The 25,778-nt window shown below is 53.7% G+C and carries 36 protein-coding genes and 1 pseudogene; 4 read left to right on the forward strand and 33 right to left on the reverse strand.

Features of this window, described 5'->3' with window-relative positions:
- Position 1 precedes the first annotated feature (1 nt).
- From LRP57_RS04470 to LRP57_RS04595, 27 genes and pseudogenes are all read right to left on the reverse strand, one after another.
- Positions 2 to 1,405: a siphovirus ReqiPepy6 Gp37-like family protein gene (locus LRP57_RS04470; RefSeq protein ID WP_231205338.1), complete on the reverse strand. Its 1,404-nt coding sequence runs from the start codon at positions 1,403 to 1,405 to the stop codon at positions 2 to 4.
- Positions 1,399 to 2,238, reverse strand: a complete 840-nt coding sequence (locus tag LRP57_RS04475; protein ID WP_231205339.1) for a hypothetical protein — start codon at positions 2,236 to 2,238, stop codon at positions 1,399 to 1,401. Before LRP57_RS04475 ends, LRP57_RS04470 begins: the two co-directional genes overlap by 7 nt.
- Positions 2,239 to 2,275: 37 nt before the next feature.
- The gene (locus LRP57_RS04480) at positions 2,276 to 5,347 is read right to left on the reverse strand and encodes a phage tail protein (protein WP_231205340.1); all 3,072 of its coding nucleotides are present in this window, start codon (positions 5,345 to 5,347) and stop codon (positions 2,276 to 2,278) included.
- Between the two features lie 106 nt (positions 5,348 to 5,453).
- Entirely contained in the window at positions 5,454 to 5,834 is a 381-nt protein-coding gene (locus tag LRP57_RS04485) for a DUF5361 domain-containing protein (RefSeq protein WP_231205341.1), read from the reverse strand.
- A 2-nt stretch (positions 5,835 to 5,836) separates the two neighbouring features.
- The gene (locus LRP57_RS04490; protein ID WP_231205342.1) at positions 5,837 to 6,112 is read right to left on the reverse strand and encodes a hypothetical protein; all 276 of its coding nucleotides are present in this window, start codon (positions 6,110 to 6,112) and stop codon (positions 5,837 to 5,839) included.
- 117 nt (positions 6,113 to 6,229) lie between these two features.
- Positions 6,230 to 6,799, reverse strand: coding sequence for a phage tail tube protein (locus LRP57_RS04495; RefSeq protein ID WP_231205343.1), 570 nt, complete (start codon positions 6,797 to 6,799; stop codon positions 6,230 to 6,232).
- A gap of 87 nt (positions 6,800 to 6,886) precedes the next feature.
- Positions 6,887 to 7,240, reverse strand: coding sequence for a hypothetical protein (locus tag LRP57_RS04500; protein WP_231205344.1), 354 nt, complete (start codon positions 7,238 to 7,240; stop codon positions 6,887 to 6,889).
- A complete protein-coding gene (locus LRP57_RS04505; protein WP_231205345.1) occupies positions 7,237 to 7,464 on the reverse strand; it encodes a hypothetical protein in 228 nt (75 codons plus the stop codon). The genes LRP57_RS04500 and LRP57_RS04505 overlap by 4 nt, the downstream gene beginning before the upstream one ends.
- A gap of 12 nt (positions 7,465 to 7,476) precedes the next feature.
- A complete protein-coding gene (locus tag LRP57_RS04510) occupies positions 7,477 to 7,815 on the reverse strand; it encodes a hypothetical protein (RefSeq protein ID WP_231205346.1) in 339 nt (112 codons plus the stop codon).
- Positions 7,812 to 8,270: a Gp19/Gp15/Gp42 family protein gene (locus LRP57_RS04515; RefSeq protein WP_231205347.1), complete on the reverse strand. Its 459-nt coding sequence runs from the start codon at positions 8,268 to 8,270 to the stop codon at positions 7,812 to 7,814. The genes LRP57_RS04510 and LRP57_RS04515 overlap by 4 nt, the downstream gene beginning before the upstream one ends.
- An 18-nt stretch (positions 8,271 to 8,288) precedes the next feature.
- Entirely contained in the window at positions 8,289 to 8,546 is a 258-nt protein-coding gene (locus LRP57_RS04520) for a hypothetical protein (protein ID WP_231205348.1), read from the reverse strand.
- A gap of 4 nt (positions 8,547 to 8,550) precedes the next feature.
- On the reverse strand, positions 8,551 to 9,516 hold the full coding sequence (locus tag LRP57_RS04525) for an SU10 major capsid protein (protein WP_231205349.1): 966 nt from the start codon (positions 9,514 to 9,516) through the stop codon (positions 8,551 to 8,553).
- Positions 9,517 to 9,564: 48 nt separating this feature from the next.
- Complete coding sequence (locus LRP57_RS04530) at positions 9,565 to 10,227, reverse strand: hypothetical protein (RefSeq protein WP_231205350.1); 663 nt, start codon at positions 10,225 to 10,227, stop codon at positions 9,565 to 9,567.
- 78 nt (positions 10,228 to 10,305) lie between these two features.
- A complete protein-coding gene (locus tag LRP57_RS04535) occupies positions 10,306 to 10,602 on the reverse strand; it encodes a hypothetical protein (protein WP_231205351.1) in 297 nt (98 codons plus the stop codon).
- 12 nt (positions 10,603 to 10,614) lie between these two features.
- On the reverse strand, positions 10,615 to 11,811 hold the full coding sequence (locus LRP57_RS04540; RefSeq protein WP_231205352.1) for a VG15 protein: 1,197 nt from the start codon (positions 11,809 to 11,811) through the stop codon (positions 10,615 to 10,617).
- 3 nt (positions 11,812 to 11,814) lie between these two features.
- Positions 11,815 to 13,470 carry a phage portal protein gene (locus LRP57_RS04545; protein WP_231205353.1) on the reverse strand — a complete coding sequence of 552 codons (1,656 nt, stop codon included), beginning with the start codon at positions 13,468 to 13,470 and terminating at the stop codon, positions 11,815 to 11,817.
- Positions 13,467 to 14,996 (reverse strand): hypothetical protein, encoded by a 1,530-nt coding sequence (locus LRP57_RS04550; RefSeq protein ID WP_231205354.1) that lies wholly within the window; start codon positions 14,994 to 14,996, stop codon positions 13,467 to 13,469. Before LRP57_RS04550 ends, LRP57_RS04545 begins: the two co-directional genes overlap by 4 nt.
- Positions 14,917 to 15,180, reverse strand: a complete 264-nt coding sequence (locus LRP57_RS04555; RefSeq protein ID WP_231205355.1) for a hypothetical protein — start codon at positions 15,178 to 15,180, stop codon at positions 14,917 to 14,919. Before LRP57_RS04555 ends, LRP57_RS04550 begins: the two co-directional genes overlap by 80 nt.
- A gap of 245 nt (positions 15,181 to 15,425) precedes the next feature.
- On the reverse strand, positions 15,426 to 15,653 hold the full coding sequence (locus tag LRP57_RS08350) for an HNH endonuclease (protein WP_442984706.1): 228 nt from the start codon (positions 15,651 to 15,653) through the stop codon (positions 15,426 to 15,428).
- A gap of 247 nt (positions 15,654 to 15,900) precedes the next feature.
- Positions 15,901 to 16,713: a helix-turn-helix domain-containing protein gene (locus tag LRP57_RS04560; protein ID WP_231205356.1), complete on the reverse strand. Its 813-nt coding sequence runs from the start codon at positions 16,711 to 16,713 to the stop codon at positions 15,901 to 15,903.
- Entirely contained in the window at positions 16,652 to 17,959 is a 1,308-nt protein-coding gene (locus tag LRP57_RS04565; RefSeq protein WP_231205357.1) for an HNH endonuclease, read from the reverse strand. Before LRP57_RS04565 ends, LRP57_RS04560 begins: the two co-directional genes overlap by 62 nt.
- 501 nt (positions 17,960 to 18,460) lie before the next feature.
- Positions 18,461 to 18,835: pseudogene (locus tag LRP57_RS04570) on the reverse strand (single-stranded DNA-binding protein); the annotation flags it as partial.
- Between the two features lie 12 nt (positions 18,836 to 18,847).
- Positions 18,848 to 19,285: a WhiB family transcriptional regulator gene (locus tag LRP57_RS04575; protein WP_231205358.1), complete on the reverse strand. Its 438-nt coding sequence runs from the start codon at positions 19,283 to 19,285 to the stop codon at positions 18,848 to 18,850.
- A 3-nt stretch (positions 19,286 to 19,288) separates the two neighbouring features.
- The gene (locus LRP57_RS04580) at positions 19,289 to 19,756 is read right to left on the reverse strand and encodes a RusA family crossover junction endodeoxyribonuclease (RefSeq protein ID WP_231205359.1); all 468 of its coding nucleotides are present in this window, start codon (positions 19,754 to 19,756) and stop codon (positions 19,289 to 19,291) included.
- A complete protein-coding gene (locus LRP57_RS04585; RefSeq protein ID WP_231205360.1) occupies positions 19,756 to 19,938 on the reverse strand; it encodes a hypothetical protein in 183 nt (60 codons plus the stop codon). The genes LRP57_RS04580 and LRP57_RS04585 overlap by 1 nt, the downstream gene beginning before the upstream one ends.
- The gene (locus LRP57_RS04590; RefSeq protein WP_231205361.1) at positions 19,931 to 20,155 is read right to left on the reverse strand and encodes a hypothetical protein; all 225 of its coding nucleotides are present in this window, start codon (positions 20,153 to 20,155) and stop codon (positions 19,931 to 19,933) included. The genes LRP57_RS04585 and LRP57_RS04590 overlap by 8 nt, the downstream gene beginning before the upstream one ends.
- Positions 20,148 to 20,375 carry a hypothetical protein gene (locus LRP57_RS04595; RefSeq protein ID WP_231205362.1) on the reverse strand — a complete coding sequence of 76 codons (228 nt, stop codon included), beginning with the start codon at positions 20,373 to 20,375 and terminating at the stop codon, positions 20,148 to 20,150. The genes LRP57_RS04590 and LRP57_RS04595 overlap by 8 nt, the downstream gene beginning before the upstream one ends.
- A gap of 599 nt (positions 20,376 to 20,974) precedes the next feature.
- Between LRP57_RS04595 and LRP57_RS04600 the strand changes: the two genes are divergently transcribed.
- Positions 20,975 to 21,199, forward strand: a complete 225-nt coding sequence (locus LRP57_RS04600) for a hypothetical protein (RefSeq protein WP_231205363.1) — start codon at positions 20,975 to 20,977, stop codon at positions 21,197 to 21,199.
- On the opposite strand, the gene LRP57_RS04605 is transcribed toward LRP57_RS04600, so the two are convergent.
- The 4 genes from LRP57_RS04605 to LRP57_RS04620 all read right to left on the reverse strand — a co-directional run bounded on the left by LRP57_RS04605 (position 21,168) and on the right by LRP57_RS04620 (position 23,420).
- Positions 21,168 to 21,593, reverse strand: a complete 426-nt coding sequence (locus LRP57_RS04605) for a hypothetical protein (RefSeq protein ID WP_231205364.1) — start codon at positions 21,591 to 21,593, stop codon at positions 21,168 to 21,170. The genes LRP57_RS04600 and LRP57_RS04605 overlap by 32 nt on opposite strands.
- Positions 21,594 to 22,581: 988 nt before the next feature.
- Positions 22,582 to 22,800, reverse strand: coding sequence for a hypothetical protein (locus LRP57_RS04610; protein WP_231205546.1), 219 nt, complete (start codon positions 22,798 to 22,800; stop codon positions 22,582 to 22,584).
- A gap of 110 nt (positions 22,801 to 22,910) precedes the next feature.
- On the reverse strand, positions 22,911 to 23,138 hold the full coding sequence (locus tag LRP57_RS04615; RefSeq protein ID WP_231205365.1) for a hypothetical protein: 228 nt from the start codon (positions 23,136 to 23,138) through the stop codon (positions 22,911 to 22,913).
- Positions 23,139 to 23,159: 21 nt separating this feature from the next.
- Positions 23,160 to 23,420, reverse strand: a complete 261-nt coding sequence (locus tag LRP57_RS04620; protein WP_231205366.1) for a helix-turn-helix domain-containing protein — start codon at positions 23,418 to 23,420, stop codon at positions 23,160 to 23,162.
- A gap of 107 nt (positions 23,421 to 23,527) precedes the next feature.
- Here LRP57_RS04620 and LRP57_RS04625 point away from each other — a divergent pair, with 107 nt between their 5' ends.
- A complete protein-coding gene (locus tag LRP57_RS04625) occupies positions 23,528 to 23,800 on the forward strand; it encodes a helix-turn-helix domain-containing protein (RefSeq protein WP_231205367.1) in 273 nt (90 codons plus the stop codon).
- Positions 23,801 to 23,927: 127 nt separating this feature from the next.
- Here LRP57_RS04625 and LRP57_RS04630 read toward each other — a convergent pair whose 3' ends face one another.
- Positions 23,928 to 24,137: a hypothetical protein gene (locus LRP57_RS04630; protein WP_231205368.1), complete on the reverse strand. Its 210-nt coding sequence runs from the start codon at positions 24,135 to 24,137 to the stop codon at positions 23,928 to 23,930.
- Positions 24,134 to 24,376 carry a helix-turn-helix domain-containing protein gene (locus LRP57_RS04635; protein ID WP_231205369.1) on the reverse strand — a complete coding sequence of 81 codons (243 nt, stop codon included), beginning with the start codon at positions 24,374 to 24,376 and terminating at the stop codon, positions 24,134 to 24,136. Before LRP57_RS04635 ends, LRP57_RS04630 begins: the two co-directional genes overlap by 4 nt.
- Before the next feature lie 135 nt (positions 24,377 to 24,511).
- Between LRP57_RS04635 and LRP57_RS04640 the strand changes: the two genes are divergently transcribed.
- A complete protein-coding gene (locus LRP57_RS04640; RefSeq protein ID WP_231205370.1) occupies positions 24,512 to 25,105 on the forward strand; it encodes a hypothetical protein in 594 nt (197 codons plus the stop codon).
- Positions 25,106 to 25,278: 173 nt separating this feature from the next.
- Positions 25,279 to 25,776 carry a hypothetical protein gene (locus LRP57_RS04645; RefSeq protein WP_231205371.1) on the forward strand — a complete coding sequence of 166 codons (498 nt, stop codon included), beginning with the start codon at positions 25,279 to 25,281 and terminating at the stop codon, positions 25,774 to 25,776.
- Positions 25,777 to 25,778 lie beyond the last annotated feature (2 nt).

Consider the following 25,778-nt stretch of genomic DNA (forward strand, 5'->3'; position numbering starts at 1 on the left):
TCTAGCGTGTCCTTTCAAAAAGAAAACCATCCATACAATCGCGCGCCACCCAGTACGTGCCGGGCGCATATGAGGACGGGTCGGCCGGCCTCGTCGAGTGAAAAAGCGCGCCCACAGGGTAGGCCGCTTTGAAAAGATCACTACTGTTCGCATTTGAGCCGCTTGATTCACCGCGAGGAATCACAAAATCCAACACCGCATCAGTACTGCTGCCACGATTAATGACCTGAGCTTGAGAGCCGGTGGTGACACTGCCGATCCTTATGCTTGCGCTTGACCCGGCAGGCCCGCGAGCGCCTTGGGCTCCTTGAATGCCTTGTGGTCCTTGTTCTCCTGTGGGTCCGGGTGGTCCTTGTTCTCCGGGTGGTCCGGGTGGGCCGGGGGTGGTGTGGGGGCTGTTGGTGTTCGTGGTGGTGTTGGTGTTTGTGCTTTGTGGTTGCCCTACATCGACGCTGACTGTCATTACTCCTGTGGGGGAGATTTTGATGATTTTTTTAGTGACGGTTGCGCTGGTGTGCATCCCGGTGGTTGCGTGTTGGGCTGTGATGGTGTCGTGGATGTCGATTGCTGCTGCGTCGCCGGTTATTTCGAGGTCGATTGAGTTTCGCCCAGTTTGTAGGTCTTTGAGCTTTTTTTCTACTTTTTGGGCGAGTTCTTCTCCTGTTTTGTCGGAGAGTTCGTATGTGGCTTGGACCTCGTGTATGCCGGTAAGGGTTTGTGTGGTGGAGATGTTTCCGGCGGCATCGGCGTAGCGGTGGATGACCTCGCGGTTTTTGAGTTCGCCTGAGCCTAGCCCGATGAGGTGATTGATTGGGGCATGGTCGGCAAGGGCGGTGAAGGTCGCAAGTTCACTGTCAGCGTGAATGAGCGCGCGGTGGGTGATGGTGAGGGTGATGGTGTTGCTTGCGCAGGTGATGGTGAGTTTAGCGCCGGTTGTGTTGATGAGTTTGTGTAGGCCATCGAGAAGGGTGGTGTATCGGTCGAATTGGAAGGCGGTTGCGCTGATTTGGGAGGGGTTGGGGTTGACGGTGAAAACGTTGGCGAGCCCTGTGGTGGCGATAAGGTGGGTAAGGATGTGGTGGGCGTTGCCCTCTACGGTGAGGTAGTCCTGCCCCGGGGGTGGTGTGATGATTCGGGTGGCGAGGATGCCGTGCCATGTGCGCCCGTGGTAGGTGTAGTCGCTGCTGGTTGCGGAGTCGATTTTAATGGTGTCGATGATGCCACCATAGGCGGTTCCGTCTATCCATATGAGTGAGGATGGTTGGAGTTTTTCTTTGGTGCGTAGCTCGAAGTTGTTTTCAGCTTCTCCGTAGGCGAGGTCGAGTGTGTAGCTGGTGATTTCGCAGATTGGTTCACGCGCAGGGGTTGCTACGACTAGGGGCGGGGTTGTGTGCGCGCTTACCATAGGTGCTGCCTCCTGTAGTAGGGGATGATCTCGAAATCAAATTCGCCTGAGTACGCGATAAGGAGTCGCGTCAGTGGTAGCGGCTGGAAAATGTAGTTTCCACTGCCTGCGCCGCTACCGCGTTCGGCCCGGTTGAAAACGTTTGTGGTCACGCCGTTTTCTGCCGTGAGAATGACGGTGCGCGCCCGAGGGTCAATGGTGAGGTATGCGCCGCGCGGAATGTCCGTTGTGACGCGGTACGTGTTGCTTCCGATGGTGATAGCGGGGTTGGTTGCAGGCCCGTAGATACGGATGAGGGGCAGGATGTGTGTTGCCGCATACGGGTTCGCCTCATCACCGAAATGTTTTTGTGAGGCGTGGGAAGCTAGATCGTGCGGATAGTCGTAGGGGTAGTCAAGAGAGGTTTCTGACGCTGATGCCCTGAGTACGCTGATAGGCGCGCCCTGTTTTACCCAGTACCCGTCCAGTAGAACGAGTGTGAGTGTGATACCGCTGATAGCAGGAGTGACCCTATCGACCTGTATTTTCGGGATATGGCAGGACTGCTCCCACCCATCGACAGATAAGAGCGAGGGTGCCACATCTAAAGACAGGCTTGCCGCGCGCATGAGCCGCTCGATTTCAGCAGCCCCAGCAGCTCCAACGCCTTTAACGGGTAGTTGGATTTCACGGGCAGGACGAGACACGCCTTTCAACGACTGGCCTTCTATCTGATAGCTTGTCGCATACCCGCGCAAAGCCACGCCTGTTTCCACATGCAACCCGCCCTGCCCTGACAGGTGAAAAACCTCAGAGTTAAACTGCGTCCCAACTGTCAGCGTCACCGCACTCATACACGCGCCCCCCTTTTTCTGTTTCGTCTTTGCTTTCTTATCTGATTCGCGCCAAATCACGCGCACTCATCACCGGCGTATTTTCCTCGATAACTGCGGGCAGCTCAGCTCGAAGCTGCTGCACCTGCTCTACGAGTAAAGCAAATACACCCATCACGTCCGATGGACCAGCCCCATCAGATGACCTCATCGACGCATCCACACCAAAAGCCGCATCCGGTAGCGCACTGATTTCAGCAGCCCCAGCAGCAACCGTTTCTTTCACAGCATCAGCAAACTCATCTTGCTTTTGCCTCACACCCACTGCGAGCGCTTCGACGATTGAGCGGCCAGAGTACAGTGTCCAGCCTTTGCCTGAGAAGGGTCCTTCTTTTGCGGGTGAGAATGGCAGGAGTTTTCGTATGCCGCCGAGTAGGTCGCTGACGGCTTGTTTGGCGTTGTTGAACATGTTTTTTACGCCGTCGATGAGGCCTTGGATGATTTTCTTGCCTGAGTCCCAGAGCCATTTGCCGGCGTTGGAGAAGAATCCGGTGATTTTGTCTTTTACGCCTGTGACGGTGTCGATGACCCATTGGACGCCTTTGGAGGCGGCGTTTTTGATGCCGGTCCAGATGTTTCCGAAAAGGTTACTGATGGCGTTCCATGCTCCGTCCCATATGGTCTTGACGAATGTGAGTCCAAAGTTGAATACGGCTTTGATGGCGTTCCATACGCTTTGGATGAGGCCGAGGATGCCGTTCCAGATGCCGCTGAAAATTTGCTTGATGCCTTCCCATACTCCGTCCCAGTCGCCTTTGATGAGGGCCATGACTGTGTTGATGATGCCTTGGATGACGGTCATCACGCTACTAATGGTTGTCCCTATCGCTGTGAACACGTTCGTGACTATGGGCATGAGTGCTTGGATGATAGGTGTGAGTTGTTGGACGATCAGGAGGATAAACGGTGCTATCGCGTCAATCAGCATGCCGATGGTTGTAATGATCTGTTCGATCGGGGGAATGATGATCGGCACGAGCGTTTGTATTTGCTCGCTGATGATAGTAACGATTTGTTCAAGCACGGGCATTAAAGCGCTAATGAAATCGCCGATTTTCTGGATGATCGGGAGCAGCTGAGGCAGGACAGTAAGAAGTACCTGTCCGACACTGTTGGCTATCGTGACGATCAGGGGCGCTAGAATGTCCCCCAACTGGCCCAGCAGCGGCCCAAGAATCCCCATGATCTCGGTGATGATAGGGGAAAGCTGCATGAAAACGCTGCCGACAACACTAAAAGCCTCCCCAAAAGCATCCCGTAGGTCTTTACTGTTGGTCAGCATCTGCGTAAACAAACCAATCACTAGGCCAACAGGCCCAGTCAGCCCAGAAAACGCGCCACCGATCAGGGGGAGTTTAGTTAAGAGCGGGCCAAGCATTCCTGCCAAAGCGCCAGCAACCGGCTGAACCCCCTTGATGATACTGTTCAGGTTTTCTTTCACCGTGAACAAGAAATCAATGATGGGTGAGTCTTCTTCTATGCCTTCGCCCCATGAGGCAGGGTTAAAATCCCCGCTGGTAAAAATTTCAGTGACGCCAGTGACAATGTTTTTGATTTTTTCAAAACTTGCCGTGAACTTGTCCGCCAACGTTGATAAAGCACTGGTGATTGGGCCTTTGATGGGCTCCATGATGCCTTTGAGTCCACTCACAATCGCGGCTTCAAAATTGCCCCACGCGCCCTCAAACGTGCTTGTCGAGGTCGCCGCTTCCGTAGCCGCGTCAGTGAACCCCAAGTCCACAATCGCTTTGTTGAATTCTTCTGCGCTGACTTGGCCTTCGGAAAGAGCCTTACTGAAATCGCCCGTGTATGCGCCCGCTTCCTTGAGCGCGTCCTTGATTTTGCCGGACGCGCCGGGGATAGCATCAGAAAGCTGCCGCCAGTTTTCACCAGTAAGCTTGCCAGCGCCCGCTGTTTGCGTGAGCACCATACCCACGCTCTTAAACGTCTCCTTATTACCACCGGCAACCGCGTTCAAATTTCCTGCGGCCTGAGCGAGCTTGTCAAAATCAGGGACACTATTAGCTGCCAGCTGAGCCGTAATCCCCTGAATGTCCGCGAGATCGTACACTGTCTGGTCAGCGTACTTTTGCGCGCTTTTTGTCAGCTCCTCGATCTGGCCTGAGCCAAGACCAGCGAAAGTCAGGGTGGATTTGAATTTGTCAGTGGCATCACTTGCTGCTATCGCTTCACCCGCATACGAGGCGACAAACCCGCCAAGAGCCGCAATACCTACCCCTGCGGCAGCGCCCGCGCTCTTAAACGCATCCCCCAACGTCTGCTTAAGAGACTGTGCGGCCTGATCCGCGCTTGATTTTAGAGTATGTAAAGCACTAGTCCACGCGGACGGAGGATGGACTTGTGAGGCGCGTTTTTGCGCGTCAGCGAGTTCTGATGCCGCTTTTGCGGACTCCTCGGAGGCTTTTTTTGCTTCACCTAAAGCTTGAGTGAGTCTCTTTTGCTCGTTTTGCGCGCCGTTACCAGCATTTTTTACCCTGTCCAAACTCGCGGACAGTTTCGCTTTCGCGTCCGTGACCCTAGCGGTCGCGCTTTGCTGAGCCGCAAGAGCAGAATTAAAACGCGCAGAAGCCGCGAGGGCTGCTTTAGAGTCTGCCCCATAGAGGCGCACAGCCTCATCCAGCTTCTTTTTAGCGACCTCAACCCGATCGGTTGCAGCAGCCTCACCTGCCAGCGCCGCGCTCACACGAGACGAAGCCGATTGAGCCGCAGCCTCATACGCGCGCGTCTTTTGAGCAGCAGCCTCAGTCGCCGCATTCAATCTTTCACGAGCCTGCTTTACCTTCTCAACAGCGCTAGCCTCACGCTCGGACGCGGCCTGAGCCTTAGCGGATGCAGCCTGCACGGCAGAAGCCGCCTGATCCACCTGAGCTTTACCCTCAGCCATCACTGAACGCATCTTGCCCGCAAAGCTTTTAGGAGCATCCTCCAAAGCCTTCGACAAGGTGGACGTATCTAAAGCCCCAAACTCAGCGCTCAGCGCTTTGGCTGCGCCACGAAAAGATGGGACCACGTGCAGCCATGCGGTACCCAGTTCAATCCCATTAGCCACCGGCTCCGCACCTTTCTTTTTCTCTTGTCAAACTTTTATTGTCCGCCCACGCGCGCCACTAAAAACACGCCCCAGAACCGGCAAGGCCCTAGGGCGCGCATAAGTGCTACCGAGACTGGCGAGGAGCTGCGAGCAACTCCTTCAACTCATCAAGAGGCAACCCCACATACGAGGACTTCTTCTCACCAAAAGTCGGGCGAGGGAAAGGCTTAGGGAGATTACGATTTTTCTGCCCATCCTTTGTTTTCGCCCACTGCAACCACGCGAGCGCGTCTGCGACTCTCACGCCCCACTGGTTGTGCAGGTAGGCCCATTGCCAGTGGGGGTTCAGCGCACGATGGGTCCATGATTCGGGTTGTGTAATCATGGCTGCGCATAGGTCGGCTGCGTGAGATGGTGGGAGTGTTTTCCAGTTGGGGATGCCGTAAAAGCGCTGGAAGTCTGCGGTAAGTTCTGCTGGGGCTGCTCTTGCTGCTCCCAGCAGCATTGCTAGTTTGGGAGTGCTGCGCTGATTGTTTGTGCGAAGAATTCAAATATTTCTTCGGTGGAAACGTATCCGCGTTTGTCGCGGATATGTTTTTTGATGCGCGCAAGCTGTGTTTTCCCGTACACGTCGGTAAGGACTTTGACCAGTGCCAGTGGGTCCTCTGATGAGCCTGCCATTTGTTCCATTAGCTCAAAATTGTCCCCGATGTTTTTGTCTATGGTGATTTCGAGGCCGTCGATAGTGACGGTGATCGTGTCTTTTTTTGTGCGTGGAGCCATGCCCGTTTCCTTTCAACATTATTTGGGTGTGCCATGCCCTGCGTGGGTGTGGTCGCGGCGCGCAGGTGTGGGCATGGCGGTTATGATCCTGCGCGCCGCGAGATGAAGGTGGGCGGGTTAGTGCTGTGTTTTGGCTTGCGCCATGTACTCATACAGCGTGTTGCCTGCCGCGTCATTAAAACAGGACAAGGTGACTTCCAGTCCGACTGGTTCGCCGTCTTGGTAGGAGATTTCCCCGACCTCAGTGATTTGCCCATCGGGGACGACTAGGCGTTTGATGATCCCGCCTGTCATTGCCATTTCGACAACCCAGACCCCGTGGGGCAGTTCCTTGTTGTTGTGTAGGATTGTCAGGCCGGTTTCTAGTGTGCCGCTCACGTTGGCTTCACCGAAAACCGCTTTGAGTACATCCACGTCGAGGACTTGGATAAAAGTCCAGCCCAGTGACTCGGTGCGTGAGGTGCGAATTGTTAAAACCTTGTCACCTCCCCACGCCACCACGTCCTCAGTATCAACCTCGACTTCGTTTGTTAGCCCATCTTCTGACACGTACCCCAGCCGCTTAAACGCGATTGGCAGGTCAGTGGTTGCGTCGGTGGGGATGCTTGTGCCCAAAGGAGCAAAAGCAATAGCGCCAGAGGCTACCGGTTTAGCAGCGCTGACAAGTTTCGCATTAGGAGAACCCATTTTCTCTATGCCTTTCATTCAAAAGTGTGCAGTAATAGATCAGCTATCCGGATTTTCCGGATAGCTGCGGCCCCGGTCAGAATCTTCTTACGCGCCGGGGAAAACACTCACAACAACCGTGAGCTGATAACGCGGGCACGCAGAAGCCGGATCAGGAAAGTTGTACACGCTCTCCACACTCACCCGCCCCACTTGGGGAAGCTCCCACGCGCGCATCACAATAGAGGCCACCTCATCTGCGAGCGCTGCTGCGCTTCTTCGGGTGGGTGCCCATGCTTGTATTGCTAGGGTCGCTGTGTCGTCAAGGTGTGTGCGTGCGCCGCCTGTGCGTTCTACTGTGACAAAGGTGGGTGGGCGCGTGGCGGGGATTTGCGCGTAGGCTTTTACCCCTTCTGCGAGATGACGTGAGAGGTGCTGGATGATGAGTGCTTCAGTGTTCATCCGTGCACCGCTTTTAGTAGTGTGTTTTCGCGTGCGTTTCGTTCACGGGCGTGCTCGGTTGCTGTGCGTACAAGGCCGTGCGGCCTATCTGTCCACACCACGTCGCCCACAAAGCCCTCGCCTGCTCGTGTGGCGAGGTCGCGTGTTTTTTGTTCGATCACTGGTTCTAGTGCGCGCGCGAGCTCATCAAAGTTGATGTCGAGTTTGGTTTGTGTTCGGCCCATGATTAGGCTCCTTTATCCTTGGACGAGTCGTGCTGTCACTTGCCGGTTCCACGGGGTAGGCGTATTTGCTATCTGGTAGGCGATCGGGTTACCGACCACGTCGTAGACCTCGCCTCGAACTCTCACGCGTTTTGCGCGCAGGCTCGCCGTATAGGTTTTCGGGAAATGAAGCTGGATTTCAAGAGCATCACCATCAGGGCGGATCGAACCATCAAGGTCCCTTGTTGATGCGGGTGCGACGAGAACGTTTTCCACATCCCCCTCAATCATCCACTCAACTGTCATCTCGTTAAAATCATCCTCACCCGCCGTGCGGCAAGCAAGGATTGTGATGGTTTCGCCGTGGATCATAGGAGTACTCCCCACGGTCGCTTGATCGGCATGTTGCCGATCGGGCTTGTTTCAAATGCGCCACCGCGTGTGAGTCCCAGACGCTTCCTATGCACCCGGGTGAAACTCATTTGCCCAACGGGCATCGAGTAGGTCGTCGACTGTGAATACGGGCCGCCACTCATCGATGCTTGCGTTGCGCCGAAGGCTGCGTAGGGGTCTGCCTGGGTGCGTGCCGCATAGTGGACCATGTCGCACACAACATCGGCAGCAGTATCGGCGCGAACTATTCCCTTGTCGATCAGCTGCTCGATGTTGTAGCCTCCGGCTGCCAGCTCATCTCGAACGATCCGTGATGCCCTCGCCAGTTGCGCGTCAAGCACATGTGCGAGGGCATCGTCTGGATCGCCATAAACGGCCCGGTAGTCGTCGGCTGAGGCGAGCGTGAAACCTGTGTCGGGTTTTTCTTCTGCCACGACTACGCCCCTCCTTGCCTATTCGACAGACGTGGGTTTCTTGCGTGTGATACCAAAGCTGGCGAAGCTCTTTTCGAGCTTGACTGCCACAGTCTTTGATACCAGCGCTACCCCATCGACAAACTCAACCTTCGGTGAAGTGACGAGCAGCTGAGGGAAGGCCGGTGAATACACCTCAACAAGACTAGAAGAAACAGTCTTGGTATCCTCGGCCCTCTCAGCTGCTTCAGTATTCTCAGGGGATTTATCCTGCTGATTCTTACGTGTCGTGGACATCAGATCACTCTGCGACTGAGAGGACACCATGAGACTTTTCGTTGCCGTAGATCAGACCGATTTCACCGTAGATCTGAATCTTATCGGACGATCCGGTCTTAGCTAGAGGCTCAGCAAAGAAATGCCCCTTGCCGGGGACTTCCAAGAACGCTGGCTTGAGCTGTTCAAGCGAGGCGACAATCAGCTTATTAACCGGGGCGTAACGGTTCAGCATGATGTTACAGCGACCAAAATCAGTTTCGATGGTCTGAAGATTCACGCCACCAACGTCGCGCATGGCCTCCTGATAGTTCGCTTCCTTAATAAAGATACGCGACAGAGCACGCTTCAAAGACGCATTCACAATGATCGTCCGCGTCTCAGATTCCTGGATACCGCCGTTCTGCCAGACTTTTTGCATCAGATCGAGAATGTCCTCAGCCATGAGATTTATAGCAGTGTGTTCAGTTGTCGCAACGTTCGTCTTGATTGCCTCGATCAGGCCCCGAGTCTTACGCGCCGACGTGTTGTCCGTCGGGTTAGCGAACTTACCTGTCAGGAAGGTTTTTTCAACATCACGGGCAATCTGCTTGAGTTGCTGCTCGATCTGCCACGTGACCTCGTCAGCCGGATATGTCTGGCCGCCGATCTGCACGGTTGCTGCACCATCAGTAGAAACCTGGCGAGTGGCAGACTGGCGCGTGTACGACACAGCAACAGCTTCCTGATGGATTTCCAGCACGTTCGTTTCGTTAAAACGCTTACGCTCGGAATACTCCGAGACATCCGCTCCTTCGAGACGCTGACGTGAATCTTCAGCATCACGCAGGTCATAACCTTGCCAACCAAAAACGGTTGACCCCACAGACTCCCCGCCCGTTAATCCACCGATCGCAGACAAAAGCGGAGTGTCTTCTGGCGAGGCTGAAAACAGCTCACCAACGTAGTTGGGGAGGTTATAAGTCGTCCCCATTTCAGAAATTGTAGGCATAGTTGCCCTCCTCATTGAATAGTGATTGATTGCTTGAATGTTGATGTGTTACTGCCGGGCAGCCAGCTCGCCGATCTTCATCGTCTTCAGCTTCGCTGCCAGCTTGTGGTCACCAGACTTTTCTGCCGCGCGGATTTGCTCATCTAAACTCAAATCCGCGCGCCGAGTCGGATAATGACCAGCCCCCGAATCACCCGCCACACCACCAAAGCCCGCGAGCGCCTTTTTGAGTTCTTCGCCGTGGGCTTCGATGTCTTCGAGAGTGTCGCCGCGTAGGAGGTTTTCTGGGATGCCTTTGTCTTGAGCGACCTGGGATTTCCACCCTGCGATCTCGTCGGCGTGCTCAAACTCGATGATCTTGGCTTGAAGGTCCTCGATTGTCGTGTCCTTGTCGGCAATGAGTTCTTTGAGTTCTTCGATCTGTTTGAGGTTGGCTTTTGAGCGGTTTTCCCACTCTCGAGCGTGTTTCTTCCAATCAGTTGTCGGCTCTGTCGTGTCAGAATCGGAGTCTGGGTCATCATCAACGTCTGAGTCGGTGTCGGATGTGTCCGAATGGGTCTGGCCCTGAGGGGTTGTGGTGTTGTCGGTGGTTGAGGTTGGTTCCTTTACGGAATTCTTTACTGGAATGTCTGAGGTCTTGTCGATGTTGACGGTTGACTGAGCCATGATGAGTGTTTCCTTTCCGGAAATTGGTATGAGAAAACCCCGCAACCCTTCGGTGCGGGGACAACTAGTGGGTATAAGAAAACCCCGATAGCCATTAGCTAACGGGGTTCACTCACGAATGGGTTAGGCGATACTGGCGGCCTTTTGACGCAGCTTCTTCTGAGCTTTTTCCAAGTCACGAAATTCGGGAGCCCAATACGGGTCTTCTGGTATTTCAGCACGCAACCGGGCCATGAGCTCATCAGGCAGAATCACGTCACCGTTGATGAGCGGACTCAAAATGAAAATGAAAGCGGTGCCCGGATCCATCTCGTAATATTGATCCCCTATAGCAACCTGCCCGTAGGGATCACGAGTCTGAGCCGCATACACATGTAGATCGTCATAGAGCTTGCGGACCTCCATCATTTCATCCAACACTGCGTTCACCTCCTACGGCAACCCTTGATACGCGGTTTTGATCTCCAACGCACCTGCTTTATTTCGATGAATAGCCACTGTTACTACTTCGCCTCTAATAGTAGCCGATAAAGGGGCAAGCGACTCCCCGTCCCAATAATTTTCAAGGACTTCCCGTATAGCGTTAGTGATGTCACGCTGCGTCCACGACTGCGAAAACTCGCTACGCGGCCTCATCCCCTTAACCTTCCACCCGTGACCATACATGTGTCCGCCACCGTATTTCGGATTCCCACCATAGAAGATGTGCTCAAGCGTCCTCGATGTCAACACCGGAAGCGTGTTGGGCCAATCCGAGGGAGGAAGCGGCGGGTCCACTGGCCGTACTTTGAAGTGAGGATCTGGCTTTGATGGTAATCGTAGGATTTCTTGACGTCGCCGCTTCTCATACGCCCCAAGATCAAGAGACTTGTCAGGAGTTGTACCTTTCGGTAGTTCCGGCCATTTCCCGTCTGTGTACTCCTGAGGCCGCAAAGCACGCATCTCCTTGAGAATGTCATTGATCGACGCGCCCACACCCGCTTTACCTTTTGCTTCCTCGTACAAGGCGTAATAACGATCTGGATCATAGCCTTCAAGATGGGCAGCCTTACGGTCAAAGTTGGGAACAATATCGCAATCGCAATCATCATGTTGCTTCTGGCCACGCGCATCAGCTTGGGACTGATACACCCAGCCACGTGATGCCAGCATCGTACAAAACGCACACGTTCGAGCACCGCGCGGGACTCGCGCCCATCGAGGTTTCGCCGGATCCAAATGCACACATCTGGCAATCGTGTCCCGCTGCTCATACTTCATCCAGTTCGCTAAACTCCCCTCAAGCACCCGGCGCGTACGATCTGGATCATCACCCCACAGGTGCCCGGCAGCCCACCGAACTGTCTGCTTGATCTTCTCCTCTTCAATCCCCTGGGATGTCACCGCACGATAGACAGGCAAGCCCGCAGTTTTCGCGCGCACATCCTCATACCACTCAGCAGCCGCAGCAACAGCGAGATTCCCATACACGCGTTCAAGCGCTGGCACCAACTCCAACAAGGCATCACGCGTGGCCTCGGGGTCTGACAAGTCCATGAGGGCCCACCCACGACGCATTGCTTGGCGCACCAAACGCACAACCGTATCCTGCGCGGCCTGTAATTTCGCCAGCTCCGCCCGAGTCGTCAACGCCTACGCCTCCTCAAGATTTTCCGCAGCCTTTTCCGGTAAACGTAGTGACACAGGAACCGCGCCAGTAAGCTCCACACCCTCAATATTTAAGAGCTTTGCAGCTGACCGTGGTTCCACACCAGCTCTCACCGCGACACCTAACGCGTCAAAGCGGGCTTTCATGTCCGCTGAATCAACGCCCCCCCCCGCCTTGAGCGCGGTGCTTTCCTGCTGGACGGGTTGATTAGGTTGAGGCGTGGATGGTTGTTGGTCTTGTGGGTTGAGCCGGTCGAGAATCCCAACAGACTCAGCCCGGCGTTTATCCGCGAGCAAACGAGCAATCTGAGCTGAGGAATACCCTAATTCTTCAAGCACCACCGTAGACTCTGCCATCCACGGGAGAACCTGCAACTGCTTAACAATGGCATCGGACTGAGAAACAATCGACGGATGCGCCGGATCACCCCACCGAGTCGTAATCCCCAACAGCTCCAGTGGCGCCTCAGTCAGCCCGTCTCGCAGCATCACCGCGTGCCGGTAAATCCGCTTAAGCACAATATCAGCGATACGCTGCACATTCTTAGCTTTAATCACCAGATCCTCACGGGCCGCATACACCGACTCCGCTGACGACGGATTATCCTGAATGACACCAAGGGAGGAAACAGGAAGCGAGGTCACGCCAGCAAACTCCGTAGCCAAAGCCCGCAACTGATCCACATATGGCTGCGCGGACTGCTGAGGCAAAGTCGTAACCTCCGGAATCTCACCTTCCTCATCACGAGTCACACCCTTAACGGAACCAAGCCGCCATTTCCACTCTTTGATCTGCTCGAACACGTCCGCATCCACACCACGCATCAAAATACCCGGCGCAGTAAATAACTCAGCCGCCAACTCACCACGAATTACCGTGCGCATCGCCCGCTGAGTAATAGACATGACATCACGTGAAATCCGCGAGCGCCCCATTGGACGATCAAGGGAGGGCTCGAATGGGATCGCTTCGATCATGGCTTGTCCGATGCCGTGGGCATCAACCGTGACCACGTTCCATGTTTGTGTTTTGGCGAGTACGTAGGTGATGTTTGGTGTGTAAAAGCTCATTCGTGTGGGTGCGCCTGAGTCGTCTACATCATCAACTGTGAGTCCGTGGGATATGCGTCTGCGGACTCTGTCCCATAGGCCAGCTGCCCAGTCTGCTGAGTGTCCTTGGATGATGACTTCTGGTTCGCCCAGCACCGGGTTTCCTTTGCGTAGGGTGAGGAAGGCGACGCTCATTGTGAGAGAGGCTGGGATGGTTTGGGCGATTTCTTGTTCAAAGTTGTTGGCTTGGAGAAGTTCTTGGAGGCCGTGTGGGTCGTCTTGGCCGTCTTTGGATGTTGTGCCGTCCCAGTTGATTAGGTCTGATAATCCGAATACGGCTTTTCGTGGCCAGCCGATAACTACACCTAGTTGACTGGAGATGTCGTCAGGTACCGATAGGTCGAGGTTATCTGGTGTGATATGCCCATCGAGGTATGCTTGGCGGAGTGCGTTGCGAGGCTGTTTTACTCTCCATAGTTCAACGCACAGTTCTAGCGCGTGTTGGTCGTCTGGGGTTAGTGCCTCGACTTTGGGGGCTGGGACGTTGAGGGGGTGGGCCAGAATGAATTTACGGGCTCCGACTGTTGTCATGTGAGTGCCTTAGCCTTTCTTCCGGGATGTCGACGTGTTTTCTTTGCCGCATACACGGCGGCGCTGACAGCTTCTAATGGGGTTTCGTCACCATCTTTTGTTGTCGCTTTCCATCCATAGGCCCCGTCTTTTCTGCGCACTTGACGGTCACACACTGCTACAGAAGAATTCAACGCATCATCTGGGGTTCCTTGAGGGTGAGTGATTTTTCCTGCGCGCAGTGATTCAAATGTGGTTGAGCACGCCTCAAAATACTCACTCGTTGTCATGACATGCACAATCTTGCGTGGCACGCCGCGCTCATGCAATGCTTCAGCTAAAGCAGGCCCACCAGAGCCACCCAATAAATTAATCTGCGCAGTGCGCCTCTGACGTTCAGCTAGCCAATCAGCAACTCGTTGGATGCTTTGCTCAGATGAGCCTGTGAAAGTGTCAATAATGTTGACGTGGATCCGTGCGTTTAAGCCGGACCCTTCTTTTACTGCCCCGGCGAGCGCTTGTCGTTTTCCGTCTGCACTAAATGCCACGGCAAAACTTCTGATTCCGTTGGTGGGGGCGGGGCTGGTGGTCTCGTCCCATAGTTGGGGGCTGATTGCTCTGGTTGCTCCTGCGTGGGTTGGCCAAGCTCCGAGGCGTTCACGGGCAAAGCCTTCGGGTGATAGTGAGGTGTGTTCGCCTTCGATGAGGGTGATTTGGAGCCGTCCTGCTTCTAGGGCGGGGTTGCATGCGGCCCATAGGGCGCGGTCGCTGGTGTCGAGTTGCTGTGTGGGGTCGGGGGACCATTCGTGCCATGTGAGGTTGTGTGCTGGATGGTCTGCGAGCGCGGCGTTTCGGTGGCGTTCAAAAATTTCACCTGAGGCGTTGGGGCCTGGGGGTGTTCCCACGATGAACCATTGGGAGTTGTGGAGGGGGCCTGCGCTAGTTGTGGGGGTTTGAGCTTCGAGTGCGTCCTCGGTGAGTTCTTGGGCTTCGTCGAAAACGAGTACGTCGGCTGTGAAGCCTCGTGCGGAGGATTTAGAGCGGGCTACTACTCGTAGTGCTCCACCGGGGATGCCTCGGTGTTTATCTGGTTTGAGTTTGATTTCTTCTTGCCCGTTCACGTTTCGTACATACTCAACGAGGGCGTTAAGTTCGGGGTATTTTGCGTTGGGGTCGTTTGCGCCATCTCCGAAAAAGTGCTTAAACCGTCGAAAATGTGCTTGGGCTGTTTTGACTTCATGGGCTGAGTGCAAAATATGTTCGCCTAGCCCGACCATGCCAAAAAGTTCTCGTATTTCAAGGAGCGCATTTTTGCCGTTTTGACGTGGAACCGAAAGACCGTGCTTAAGGACCTTCCAGCGATTGTGAGCATCAGCCATCATCCAGTCTGATAGCACGAGTTCTTGCCACGGGTCAGGGACAAGCCCATAGGAGGCCGCAAGCTCGCAGGCAAGATCAGCATAATTTTTAGCTGCTTTTGCGGGGGCGATTCTGATTCGCGGCTCTTGACTGTCGTTTGGCCAAGCGGTCCTTAAACGAGATGACATCTGGCGTATCTTCTCCTGTCACAGTATGCGCATGTGAGGGGCCTACGATCTGATCTATGAGTTCACGAGCCTGAGCAATCAACGGTGCGCGGCGCTCAGGCTGGGCCTGTTGGATTGATTCGACGCACACATCAAACAAATTTTTGCGGTGTACAAGAGCATCAAAAACATTGTCATCACTCACGAGGTGCCCCTAAAAACGTGAAAATACAAGAAAAACCCCACAGGGCGAGGAAAACCCCCTTTTTGCGGGGCCTGTAACCTGCCCGAGAAAGCACAGCAGAAAACGGAAGCCAAAATTGAGGTGAAAAACATGAAAACGGGGGGGTATCGCGCTATACCACCGCGGGGGCGAAAGCCCGTGGGGGGAGGGGATACTCCCCGTAAGAGCTGCCAAAAAGGGAACCCTGCTCTTTTAATATGCTCATACTACCATGCGAAATCGACATGTGAAACACGATGAGGTCGAACGCGAGGACGATCACCTGCCCCACGGGACTGGTTGCATCGTCTACACAACACTCTGCCATTGTCGAGTGTGTTCTTGCCACCCCACCTGTGCGGTAGAACATGGTCAGGCTCAGCACTATTAGGTTGCCTGCCTTGGGAGTAGTCCAGCTCTACATGACAGTGTGGGCAGTGGGTGAGCCCAGCCATACGCGCCCTATGTAGAACACGTGTTCGCCACCTCTTGTACTGCGCTGTACCTGTCCTACTGGTAGCCAATTGGATTCACCTCGCTACCGAGCCAACGCTGCTGGCCTGTAGGACACGTCCTCAAGAATCGAACCACGATGCAGGCAAGATCTGGACTAGAAGCACGAACGGTCATCCTAGGACCCATGCCCAACGATGACCACTAATATCATAGTACACCGTTGCACCCCTACATTTCAACGAATCTTCACCCACTCGTATCCACTAATGCAGCAATATCACCCGGACGATACAAGCGCGGCCCTACACCCTCCACAGCATGCAGCTTTCCCCGATGACACCACGATCTCACCGTTGCATCTGGGATCACCCGACCTGTGAGGATTTGCGCAACCTCAACCGCACGAGCCCTAGGGAACGGCCTCGTAGCGATTGCGTCCAGCATTGCCTGCCTCGATTCTTCCACGTCACTGCGGGCTCCACAGGACCTACACACTGCTGCATCCACATACCGCTCGACAAGCAGATCAGTGCCACACTCAGCGCATCTTCCCGCGAACACCAACGCCTGTGAACACGGCGAGGCAAGGCGCTCAAGACGATGAACCGCATACACCACCTCGTCAACAAACGCTGGTGCCTGAACCCACCGCTTCGCCACGTCCGCATACTGACGGAACGTCTCACGAACCGCACACCAGTTGCCACGCTTAACGAAGTACTTCGGTCCCATCACCCATGACGCAAGCTCGCAGGCCCAGACATTCACAGCATCTTGCATGTCCCACACCTCAAGAGCAAGCGCAAGGTTCAACGGCTCCTTCGACGAAGCACCCCCACCACCCGGTGGGTCCCCATGAGACAAGCCAGCAAGCGCATAATCCAAATCCCCCATCAGCTGAGGAAGATCAGAAACAACCACACGCAACCGGTTCACCGCTGATTGAGAGACAAACTCCCCAGAGCGTAAAGGCTCCCCAGTGATCGGACACATCCCATCAGCTGCCATAATCCCCCAAGCCTTCACTGCAACAACTCCTACACGGCAAGACATTCCCATGCCAAGAACACCTCTTGCGCGGCTTTTTCTTGCGCTTCCTGTTCCGCCTAGACGCAGCTGGAAACTCAGGCCCCGCCCGACCAAAGCCCGGCCCACCCCCAGACACAGGGCTAGCCCGACCCGGATCCGGCCCAGAACCCGGCCTTTCCCTACCCGACCCGACTCGACCCTTCCCTACCCGACCCGTGTATTTCGATATCCGGAGGGCAGCACTGGGCGAGTCGGGAGCCAATCGGCCCCCAGTCGTAGGACTATGGTCCCTGCTACTACTAGGACGCACACCGCCAGGAACAACATCCGATAAAGGTTCCTGCAAGCAATGATCAGTCGCCCGCGGATCAACTTCACCAGGAGTTCCACTCACACTGGAATCAACCCCACCAACACCCTGACTCAACTCTCCCGCGAGCACACCCACCGAGGGAGTGTCTGAGGAAGGAATCTGGATATTTTGTGCAGGGGACTCGCTAGGAGCAGTGGAATCAACCCCACCAACACCCTGACTCAACTCTCCCGCGAGCACACCCACCGAGGGAGTGTCTGAGGAAGGAATCTGGATATTTTGTGCAGGGGACTCGCTAGGAGCAGTGGAAGGACGCAAAAGCCCACGTTCTTCCAAGTATTTTCTAGACCATTTCCCATATCTAGGACTAGCAGGAGCAGCAAGGAGCTCATGATAAGTACCCCAAGAACCCGTAGGATCATCTTGACGCTGACTATTACAACCCATACAGGCAACAACCATAGTATCAACACTTCCGGCGCTACCAGGCTCAAGATGGTCAAGCGTACCCTTACGATTAGAAGGCTTACCCGGCCAATACACCTCTTTGCCACACCACCTGCAATTATCACCATCACGAAGCATAACAGGACCCCGAAGATTAGGATCCGCATTATCATTACGACGCTGACGACCCCACTCAACATCCTCCTTAGAACGAATATTGATGTAATCCTCGTCCTGAACAATCCTAATCTTCTTCTTTTCCCCATCTCCTTCCCACTCAAACAAACCAACAGCCAAACACTGCTCAAGCAAAATCTTCGCCCGAGAACCCCCATACATGAAAATAACGCCAAGATCGACAATATAATCAGTCAGATGCTTCGCCGAATAAGCAGCACACCTACACACGAAACCATGAATCTCATTAATCGTTCGCTCATCAAAACCCTCAACAGTCGCCAGATCCATCAAACGCGGATTCGTATCCGACTCATCACCGACCTTAAGCCAAGACAACAGAAAACCCCCCTTTCCTATACCTATATATGTGCATGCACGTGCGAGGGAAAGAATCAATCACTACAACGACACTCACCCGTCACAGGATTAATAACCCCACCACAAGAATCACACACACGCACCTGCACAAAAACACTATCCGCACTACTTACAATTTCTTGCACACCAAACACCCCCTCCCCCTACTTCCCTTGCCCCTCATAATCCTCCGGATACAACCACCACGGACGAAACCCAACCCCACACACACGCCTGTAATACGCCCGCTCAGTACACATACGCCGCTCATTTTCAACCCTCCTAAAACACGGACCACAACGCGCACGACCAGCAACCAAAACCTGCCCACACTCAGGACAAAACCTCTCCACACCACGACGCAAACCCACACCCCACACCACAAACAACACCCCCCTCTTAGAAAGGCGACAAAGAAGACGCGCTCGCAGCTGGCGGCCAGACAAGCCCTTCAGAAACAGGTGTGGTAGACGCATTTTCTGAGGGCGCTTGGCCGGTGCGTTCTACTTTTGCGCGGGCCTTTCGTAAGGACGGGCCAATATCATCAACTTGCAGCTCTACTACCGTGCGTTTGTCGCCCTCACGTGTCTCGTATGAGCGTTGAGTAAGCCTGCCTGTCACAATGACACGCATACCTTTACGGAGCGTCTCTGCGACATTATCAGCTAGGTCACGCCAGCACGTGCAGCGCATAAAAAGCGTGTTTGATTCATGCCACGTGCTCGTGTCCCTATCAAAAAGCCTCGATGAGGAAGCCACATCAAACGATGCGACAGCGACCCCTGTTTGCGTGAAACGCAGCTCAGGATCACCCGTCAAGTTTCCTTTTAGTGTTATGAGTGTTTCACCAGCCATACGCGCACCCTCCTATTCGCTCTTTTTCCATCGACATTTTTTACACATGCCCCCAGCAGCTATAGCGACCGTGCCAGGCATAGCACCAGCACGCACACCCTGAGGGCGCAACAACCTCCCGCAATCCCCTTCACAGGGCCTAGCCCCAGCAGCTATCAGGTCAAAAACCTCATCAAGACTCTTACCTGACTTACACACCCACACGGCTATAGCGCGACGCTCACGACTTCGAGTCCCCCCAAAAATTTCCTCCCACCGATCATTTACAGCCCTAGGATGCGCAACATCACGACACAGCTGCTCATAGAGGCATTCACGTATCACTGGGCAAAACTCGCATATACGCAAAGCATGAGCAGCTTCCTCAGAATCAGAACGCACAGGGAAAAAGAAATTCTTTTCCACATCATCCAAATACCGACACGAAGCCTGCGTCACCCACCCACGCATACCTCAACACACATCCTCAGATACGGCAGGTAAACGAAAAACACTAATACTCACACCCTCCATAGACACCCCCGCATAATGCTTACTCCCTATCCAACGCACAATCCGCGAGTCGTCCTTAATGACATTGCCTGTGACTGTGAGAGCATCCCCAATAGCACGCATCAGCTTGTCAAGATCAGGCTTAGTCGCAGGACGATCAAAACGCGCTCGGGTGGGTCGTGGAAGATGAAAAGACACATCGATGCTGACTGGTTCATCTAGTGGTAGCTCCCAGCCTTTTGATTGAGCAGCCCGCGTCACCTCGAACGCGACTTTTGTGCGCCACGCTTTCAACTCTGCCCCCTTATGATGGACCATCACAGGGCGGGAAGAACCCGTAAACACTTTCATTGACCCTTGAGGTACTGGCACGCCAGCAACCCACACCCGCCCTAAAGCGGTGCACATAGGTCCAAACTCTGCTGTCATCAGCGCTCACCCCACACCAGAAAACACACCGCGAGGGCGGACAATACTTGCATGACGATAAAACCGGCTATGAGTAGCCACGAGGAAACCCATACGCCCAGCGGTACCCCGAACGCTAAAAGCCACGTCATAACATGCGCGCAGGCCAACACCACCACAAGCGATTTTTCGTTCTCACTCACACGTATCACCCTCAGCTAGACGCGCAGCCGCATCATGAGCAGCATCCGCATATGTCAATGCCGCAAAAATCTGCAGCGCAAGTTTTTCGCACACCGGCTCCACACGACGAAACACATCATCGAGTTCATCAGCTAAAACTCCCAGATCGTCACGAACCCTCATCCACATATCAGAAGAAAAAGCGTCTTTTCCCATCAGCACAGTCCAATCACTCACAAGCCTGCGTGCAGGCCTCATTGCAGACGGGCTTAATCGTGGCCCGCTCAGGGTGAGCCACTAGCCCCACTAAAAACGGCTGCAAAGCCTCTAAAACAGCCTCCATATAAAGCCAGTGCGTATCCAAGCCCACAACAGGTTCAACCGCGCGCACAGCCTCAAAACACGCTTTACGTACCGACAAAGGCACCCACACAACCGACTCGCATTTTTCACACATAAAATCAGCCCCTATCGCCGTCCAGCTACGCGGCCCGCGCGCTTGAAGATGTACCAACAAGAGGCAAAGAACAACGCAAACGAAACAAGCGCCACCCAGCCGTTGTCATACCCGTAATTACCCCAGCCAAAGACCAAAAGACCGCTGAGACAGAAAACCGTTAACGCCACATAATCACGCTTCAACATTTCTCGCGTCCCTCCTTTTCTAGTCCTTGGTGCGTTGGGTTCCTCCCCAGTAGGCTTGAATCGGAAGCACACGACAGGCTCACAGGAGAACGCCCATCACCTACTAGGGAGGAAGAATTGCACTCACTGTTTGATTGGTTTATGTCACTAGACACAGGCGTGAAAATTTCTGCACTTGCACTGCTGACTACATTCCTGTTTGGTTTTTTCAATGCAGCTCTCGCTCTTTTCAGGTACATCACCGTCGAAAGACCGATGATAAAAACCCACACGCACTCAGAAACAACGAGCAGCCATAGTCCAAGGCGTGATGACAATGCAAACACAAATGCGCCTAAGACAGATGAAGCTGAGAGCCAAGCGAGGAACCCTACGCGAGTAATTTTCATCTGGACCAATAAAAATGCTTTCATGCTGCGAAATACTGGTAATACGAGCGTCACAATCTTTGCAGTCACAAACCGCGAGGATTTTGTTTTACTTGATCTTGAAACACCCTGCACACTCGATCCAGACCGATCAGTAAACGGAGTCGCCATCGGCGCTTTCGGGGCACCCGTGCCAGGCGAGATAGTGTTAGAAACGTCTTCAACCGAAACACCCATCATTGTTCCGATTCCTCCTCGACCGATCTAGACCTGTCGGCCATATGCTCCGCTAAAACACCACGCAAAACCTGCTTGGCCCAGCAATCGAGGCGGCCTTCACGCACCGCCTTGAGCGCGGCGACAACCTCTTTCTCGCTGATGTCGTAACGAGCAAGACGGGTCGCCACCAAACCAAGAAGCTGAGCCTCCCCACGGGAACCCGGATCGAATGGACTCACACGACCAGCCCTGACCCCATCTCCGCCGTTGCGGCGCAAGTGGAAGATCACATCCACCGCTTCGGAGGAATAACACTTGACGCTGACGGAAACCTTGTCGAACCCCTCGAATAAGGGGGAAACCTCAGACACTTCAACCCACGGCATCACGCCACCCCCCTCAGCAAGGACAACGCAGACACAGCAGAAAAGGGTGTAGTCCACCCAAGGACTGAAATCATGGACCAACCGGCCTTTCTACATAAACGCTTTTCTAGAGCGGTACTGAAAAAATAGGATTCTCGCCGCGCTTTGCAACTGCGCGGCAGGAATCGGGAGCTAGAAAAACCGTGTAGAATCGGCCAGCAGGTATTCCCCTTACGGGTCTTGTATTCCCTGCGTACTCCCGACACTAAGGCCGTGAATATAGTAAAACCAGCTTTTGAACGGGAGCTGGATACCGTTCTACACAAGGTGTTTCTAGCACCTGCACCAGACAGTACACGAGTCCCGCCAAACATGTCAAGCGTTTTCGCACTCATCTCTCACACCCCTCAGCAAGGACAACGCAGACACGGCAGAAAAGGGTGTAGTCCACCCAAGGACTGAAATCATGGACCAACCGGCCTTCCTTTTGAAACGCTTTGTTAGAGCAGTACTAAAAAGATGAGCACATTTTTCACGCTGCATATGCATGAAAAAAGCACCGGGAGCTAACAAAACCGCAAAAGGATCGGCCATCGGGTATTCCCCCGCCTGTAGGCAGGGTCTTGTATTCCCCGATACTCCCGGCGTTAAAGCCATAGATACAAAGAATCCGACCTTTGAACGGGAGTCGGAAACCGCCCTTTTGCAGGTGTTGTTAGCACCTGCCCCAGACAGTACACGAGTCCCGCCAAACCTGTCAAGCGTTTTCGTACACACACCTAAAATCACCGCCGCTTCCTTAACCGAAACATAACGCGGCTGCACAGTTGATGTGGTCATGACGCATCACCTACACAACATGAGTAGATAGCGTGTAGTGAACGCGGCAAAGGCCGATTTACGCAGGTATGCTTATACACGTCTCCTCCAATGGGGATTAAGGCCCCGTTTTCGCGTTCTTCCGCCAAGTCGATAGCGAGAACGGGGTTTTCACTAACTGAATCTGTCAGCACCGGGCTAACAGATAAGAATATAGCAGTGTTAGCGTCATGCTGACAATTTTTATTTATTCGCCGTCTGCGGCGATTCGATAGATCATCGTCCGAGCCACGCCTGCAGAGGTTGCAATTTCCTGCCGGGGTATTCCAGCATCGAGCGCAGCTCTGACAGCAGCAGCACGTTCTGCGGCCGCGTCCAATACCTGCGCATTGAGTGCTCGTGTTTTCTCGCTGGTCCTCTTGACCTCCGCGAGTAGTCTGCGCTTCTCCTGCTCGTTCACACTCATCACCCCAAATACTATCAATGCCACTGCAATGAACATAACGCGGCTGCATAGTTAAACCTCCTGTAGGTTTTCTGACCCCCTCCCGGATGCCCCCGGGTAGGGGTTTGGTTTTAACGATCCGCGAGCCTGGCTCGCCATTCAGCGGCAGCTTCAGCAGTGATGTACACGCGTTGTTTTCCACCGCCCGTGATCTTGGCTTTCAACGGTGGATAGTTTTTCGATGTTCCGTTAATGCATTCCCACGCGGTTGTTTTCGATACACCGTGCAGGTGGGCGAAATCGTCAACGCCCATCATCAACGGACCATGCATGACAACGACTTGCGCTTGAGTTTTCACCGCTTATCCTCCTAACTTCTTCTATTTACTTTCTTCTAACGCTTTTTCAATGCCCGAGCCTGCGAGCGCAGACTGGCTTTCCTCGGCTCTGCGTAGGAGTTCCCACGCGGGGATGCCTAGGACTCTTCCAATTGAGTGCAGTTCGTTGACTGTGAGCTCTTTGTGTCCGTTCAGGCGAGCGCTGAGGTATTCGCGCTTCAGTCCGGTGAGGGAGGCGAGCTGAATGATCTTCAAGTTTTGGCGTGCAATCTCGGCTCGCACCTCTGTTTCGGGGTATATCATTACACTCCGTTCGTAGTAGCGAACATCTTTATAGGTATTATTGTTCGCTGCTACGAACATTGTCAAGCGTTTTGACCTGATTGTTCGCATATGCAAACATTTAGCGCATGGGAAACCCGCTAATTACCGGTGAAATTGACCAGATACTCTCTGAGATTCTTGATGAAATCCGGGGCGATTCAGGCCTTTCGCTACGAGGACTATCGGAAGCATCCGGTATAAAGCTGACGCGACTCGGCGACATTTTGCGTCGCGGCAGGGCTATGACAGGCAATGAGATTCACGCAATCGCGGCAGCTCTCGATAGGTCAGGCTGGCGAGTTTTTCGTGAAGCCGAGGAGCGTTTGGAAGCTGAACAATCCGTTTCGATGTTCCGTTAATGCATTCCCACGCGGTTGTTTTCGATACCCCGTGCAGGTGGGCGAAATCGTCAACGCCCATCATCAACGGACCATGCATGACAACGACTTGCGCTTGAGTTTTCACCGCTTATCCTCCTAACTTCTTCTATTTACTTTCTTCTAACGCTTTTTCAATGCCCGAACCTGCGAGCGCAGACTGGCTTTCCTCGGCAGCTTCAGAAAAACGGGTTTCGGCCTCGTGAGTGAGCGCGCTTGCAGTTGTTCCAATCGCGTGAGCGACGGCTATTAGCTCTCCTGTTGAGAAAGCGACTTCGCCAATCGAGGCATAACGCGGCTGCACAGTTGATGTACTCATGACGCATCACCCGCACGTGAGGGATCAGATATCAAGCACAGTAGCTCACCGGGAGTCAGTGCAAATGCGTCACACATACGCGCGATAAATTCAGGGCTAGGCGAGCGCTCTCCGCCTCGGTAGGCTTTGTATGTGTTGAGTGCGACTCCGCCGAGTGATGCCATTGCTTGGTCGCTGTTTATGCCGGAGAACTTTTTTAGTCGGTCGAGTAGTCCGTTTTTGATGACTAGGTTTGACATATGGCCCCCCTTGCTGTGTTGTTTGATGCAATTTCTGGTTTGCATATAGCAATAATAGGGAGGGGCGATAATGTTTGTCAAGTCAAATGCAAATCTATTTTTGCGTTAGGCAAATGTGCGTTGTATGATGCGTGTATGAAAACAGCTCAATGGCTAAAGAAGGTTAGTGGTGGCACGTCTGTTAGTGCTATAGCTACTCGCGCGGGGTATCCGGCTTCGACCCTGACTCGTCAGATTAAAAGAGGACAGTTGAGTTCTGATGTTGTCATTCAGATTGCTCGTAGTTATCGGACCTCGATTTTAGAGGGGTTAATCGCGTGTGGGCATATTACTGAGGATGAAGCTGGTTTGAAGGCTCGTGCGAATATTGCTGAGGCTTTGGAGGATGCTACGGATCGTCAGTTGATTGAGGAGCTGTTGCGGCGTGTGGTAGATGATGATGGTTTAGGGCATCCTGATTTGCGGACTGACATTGATGTTGATGAGTATATTCAACCTTTCTCTAGAGTTGCTCCGCCCGTTGCGGCAGTCTCGGAGCCACCCTCAGCTCATGATTACTCCTGCGCTAACGATTCGGAAGTTATTGTGTTGCCTAATGGTCGTCGGGTTACGCGGGCAGATATAGATAGGGCTGCGGCGCTGGATGTCGGATACGCGCCTGAAATGGAATGGGACCAACCGCCCGTGAGCGAGGAAGATTATTCGCAGGATTTCGACGACTATCTATAAAAAGCAGCACGGTCTTACTCTTGAGCTTGTCACCTAAAGGCCCATGAGCGTTTTATTTACCGCTCGTATAGAGATAGGGTTCTATCTTGTGACAGTGTGCTTATGTAGGAAAGACCTTAAGTAAGGCGAGGCTAAGGGTGAATCCACAGATACATTCTCTTACTCATAGTGGGATGAGTGTTGCGTTCTACTGGGTGAACGAACCTTCCGCTTACTGTGAAGATCATAGGAATGCTGCGCTCAAAGCCCTTCTGCAAGCTGCAGATGGCGAGGATAACCGGCTAGCTAACCCGTATCAGCGCGCTTTCGCTCGCGCCGCTTTTATGGCGAGGCTAGAAGAACTCTCACACGGACTATTAAAACCATACGAGGAAGTGAAAGCTCTTTCGCGCCCTACTTGTCCGCTGTTTGAAGTTCGGTGGCAACATATCCGCGTCCGCGTACGAAAAGACTCAGGACAATTTACGCACGCTGAGATTCCTATTCGGATGATTTTCGCTGAACCCGTTGAACTTAGTAATGCTGCTTTGGGTTTGCACGCACACGAAAAACTGGTTTTTGAAAACGATGAAGCGCAAACAAGAAGCCGTCAAAACGCGGAGATTGACCACGCGGCAGCAATATATGAGGGCGGCAAGACTAACTGGTGGGGACTGAATCTATATCTATGAGA

The organism is Schaalia sp. lx-260 (genome assembly GCF_021083645.1).
Classification (GTDB): Bacteria; Actinomycetota; Actinomycetes; order Actinomycetales; family Actinomycetaceae; genus Pauljensenia.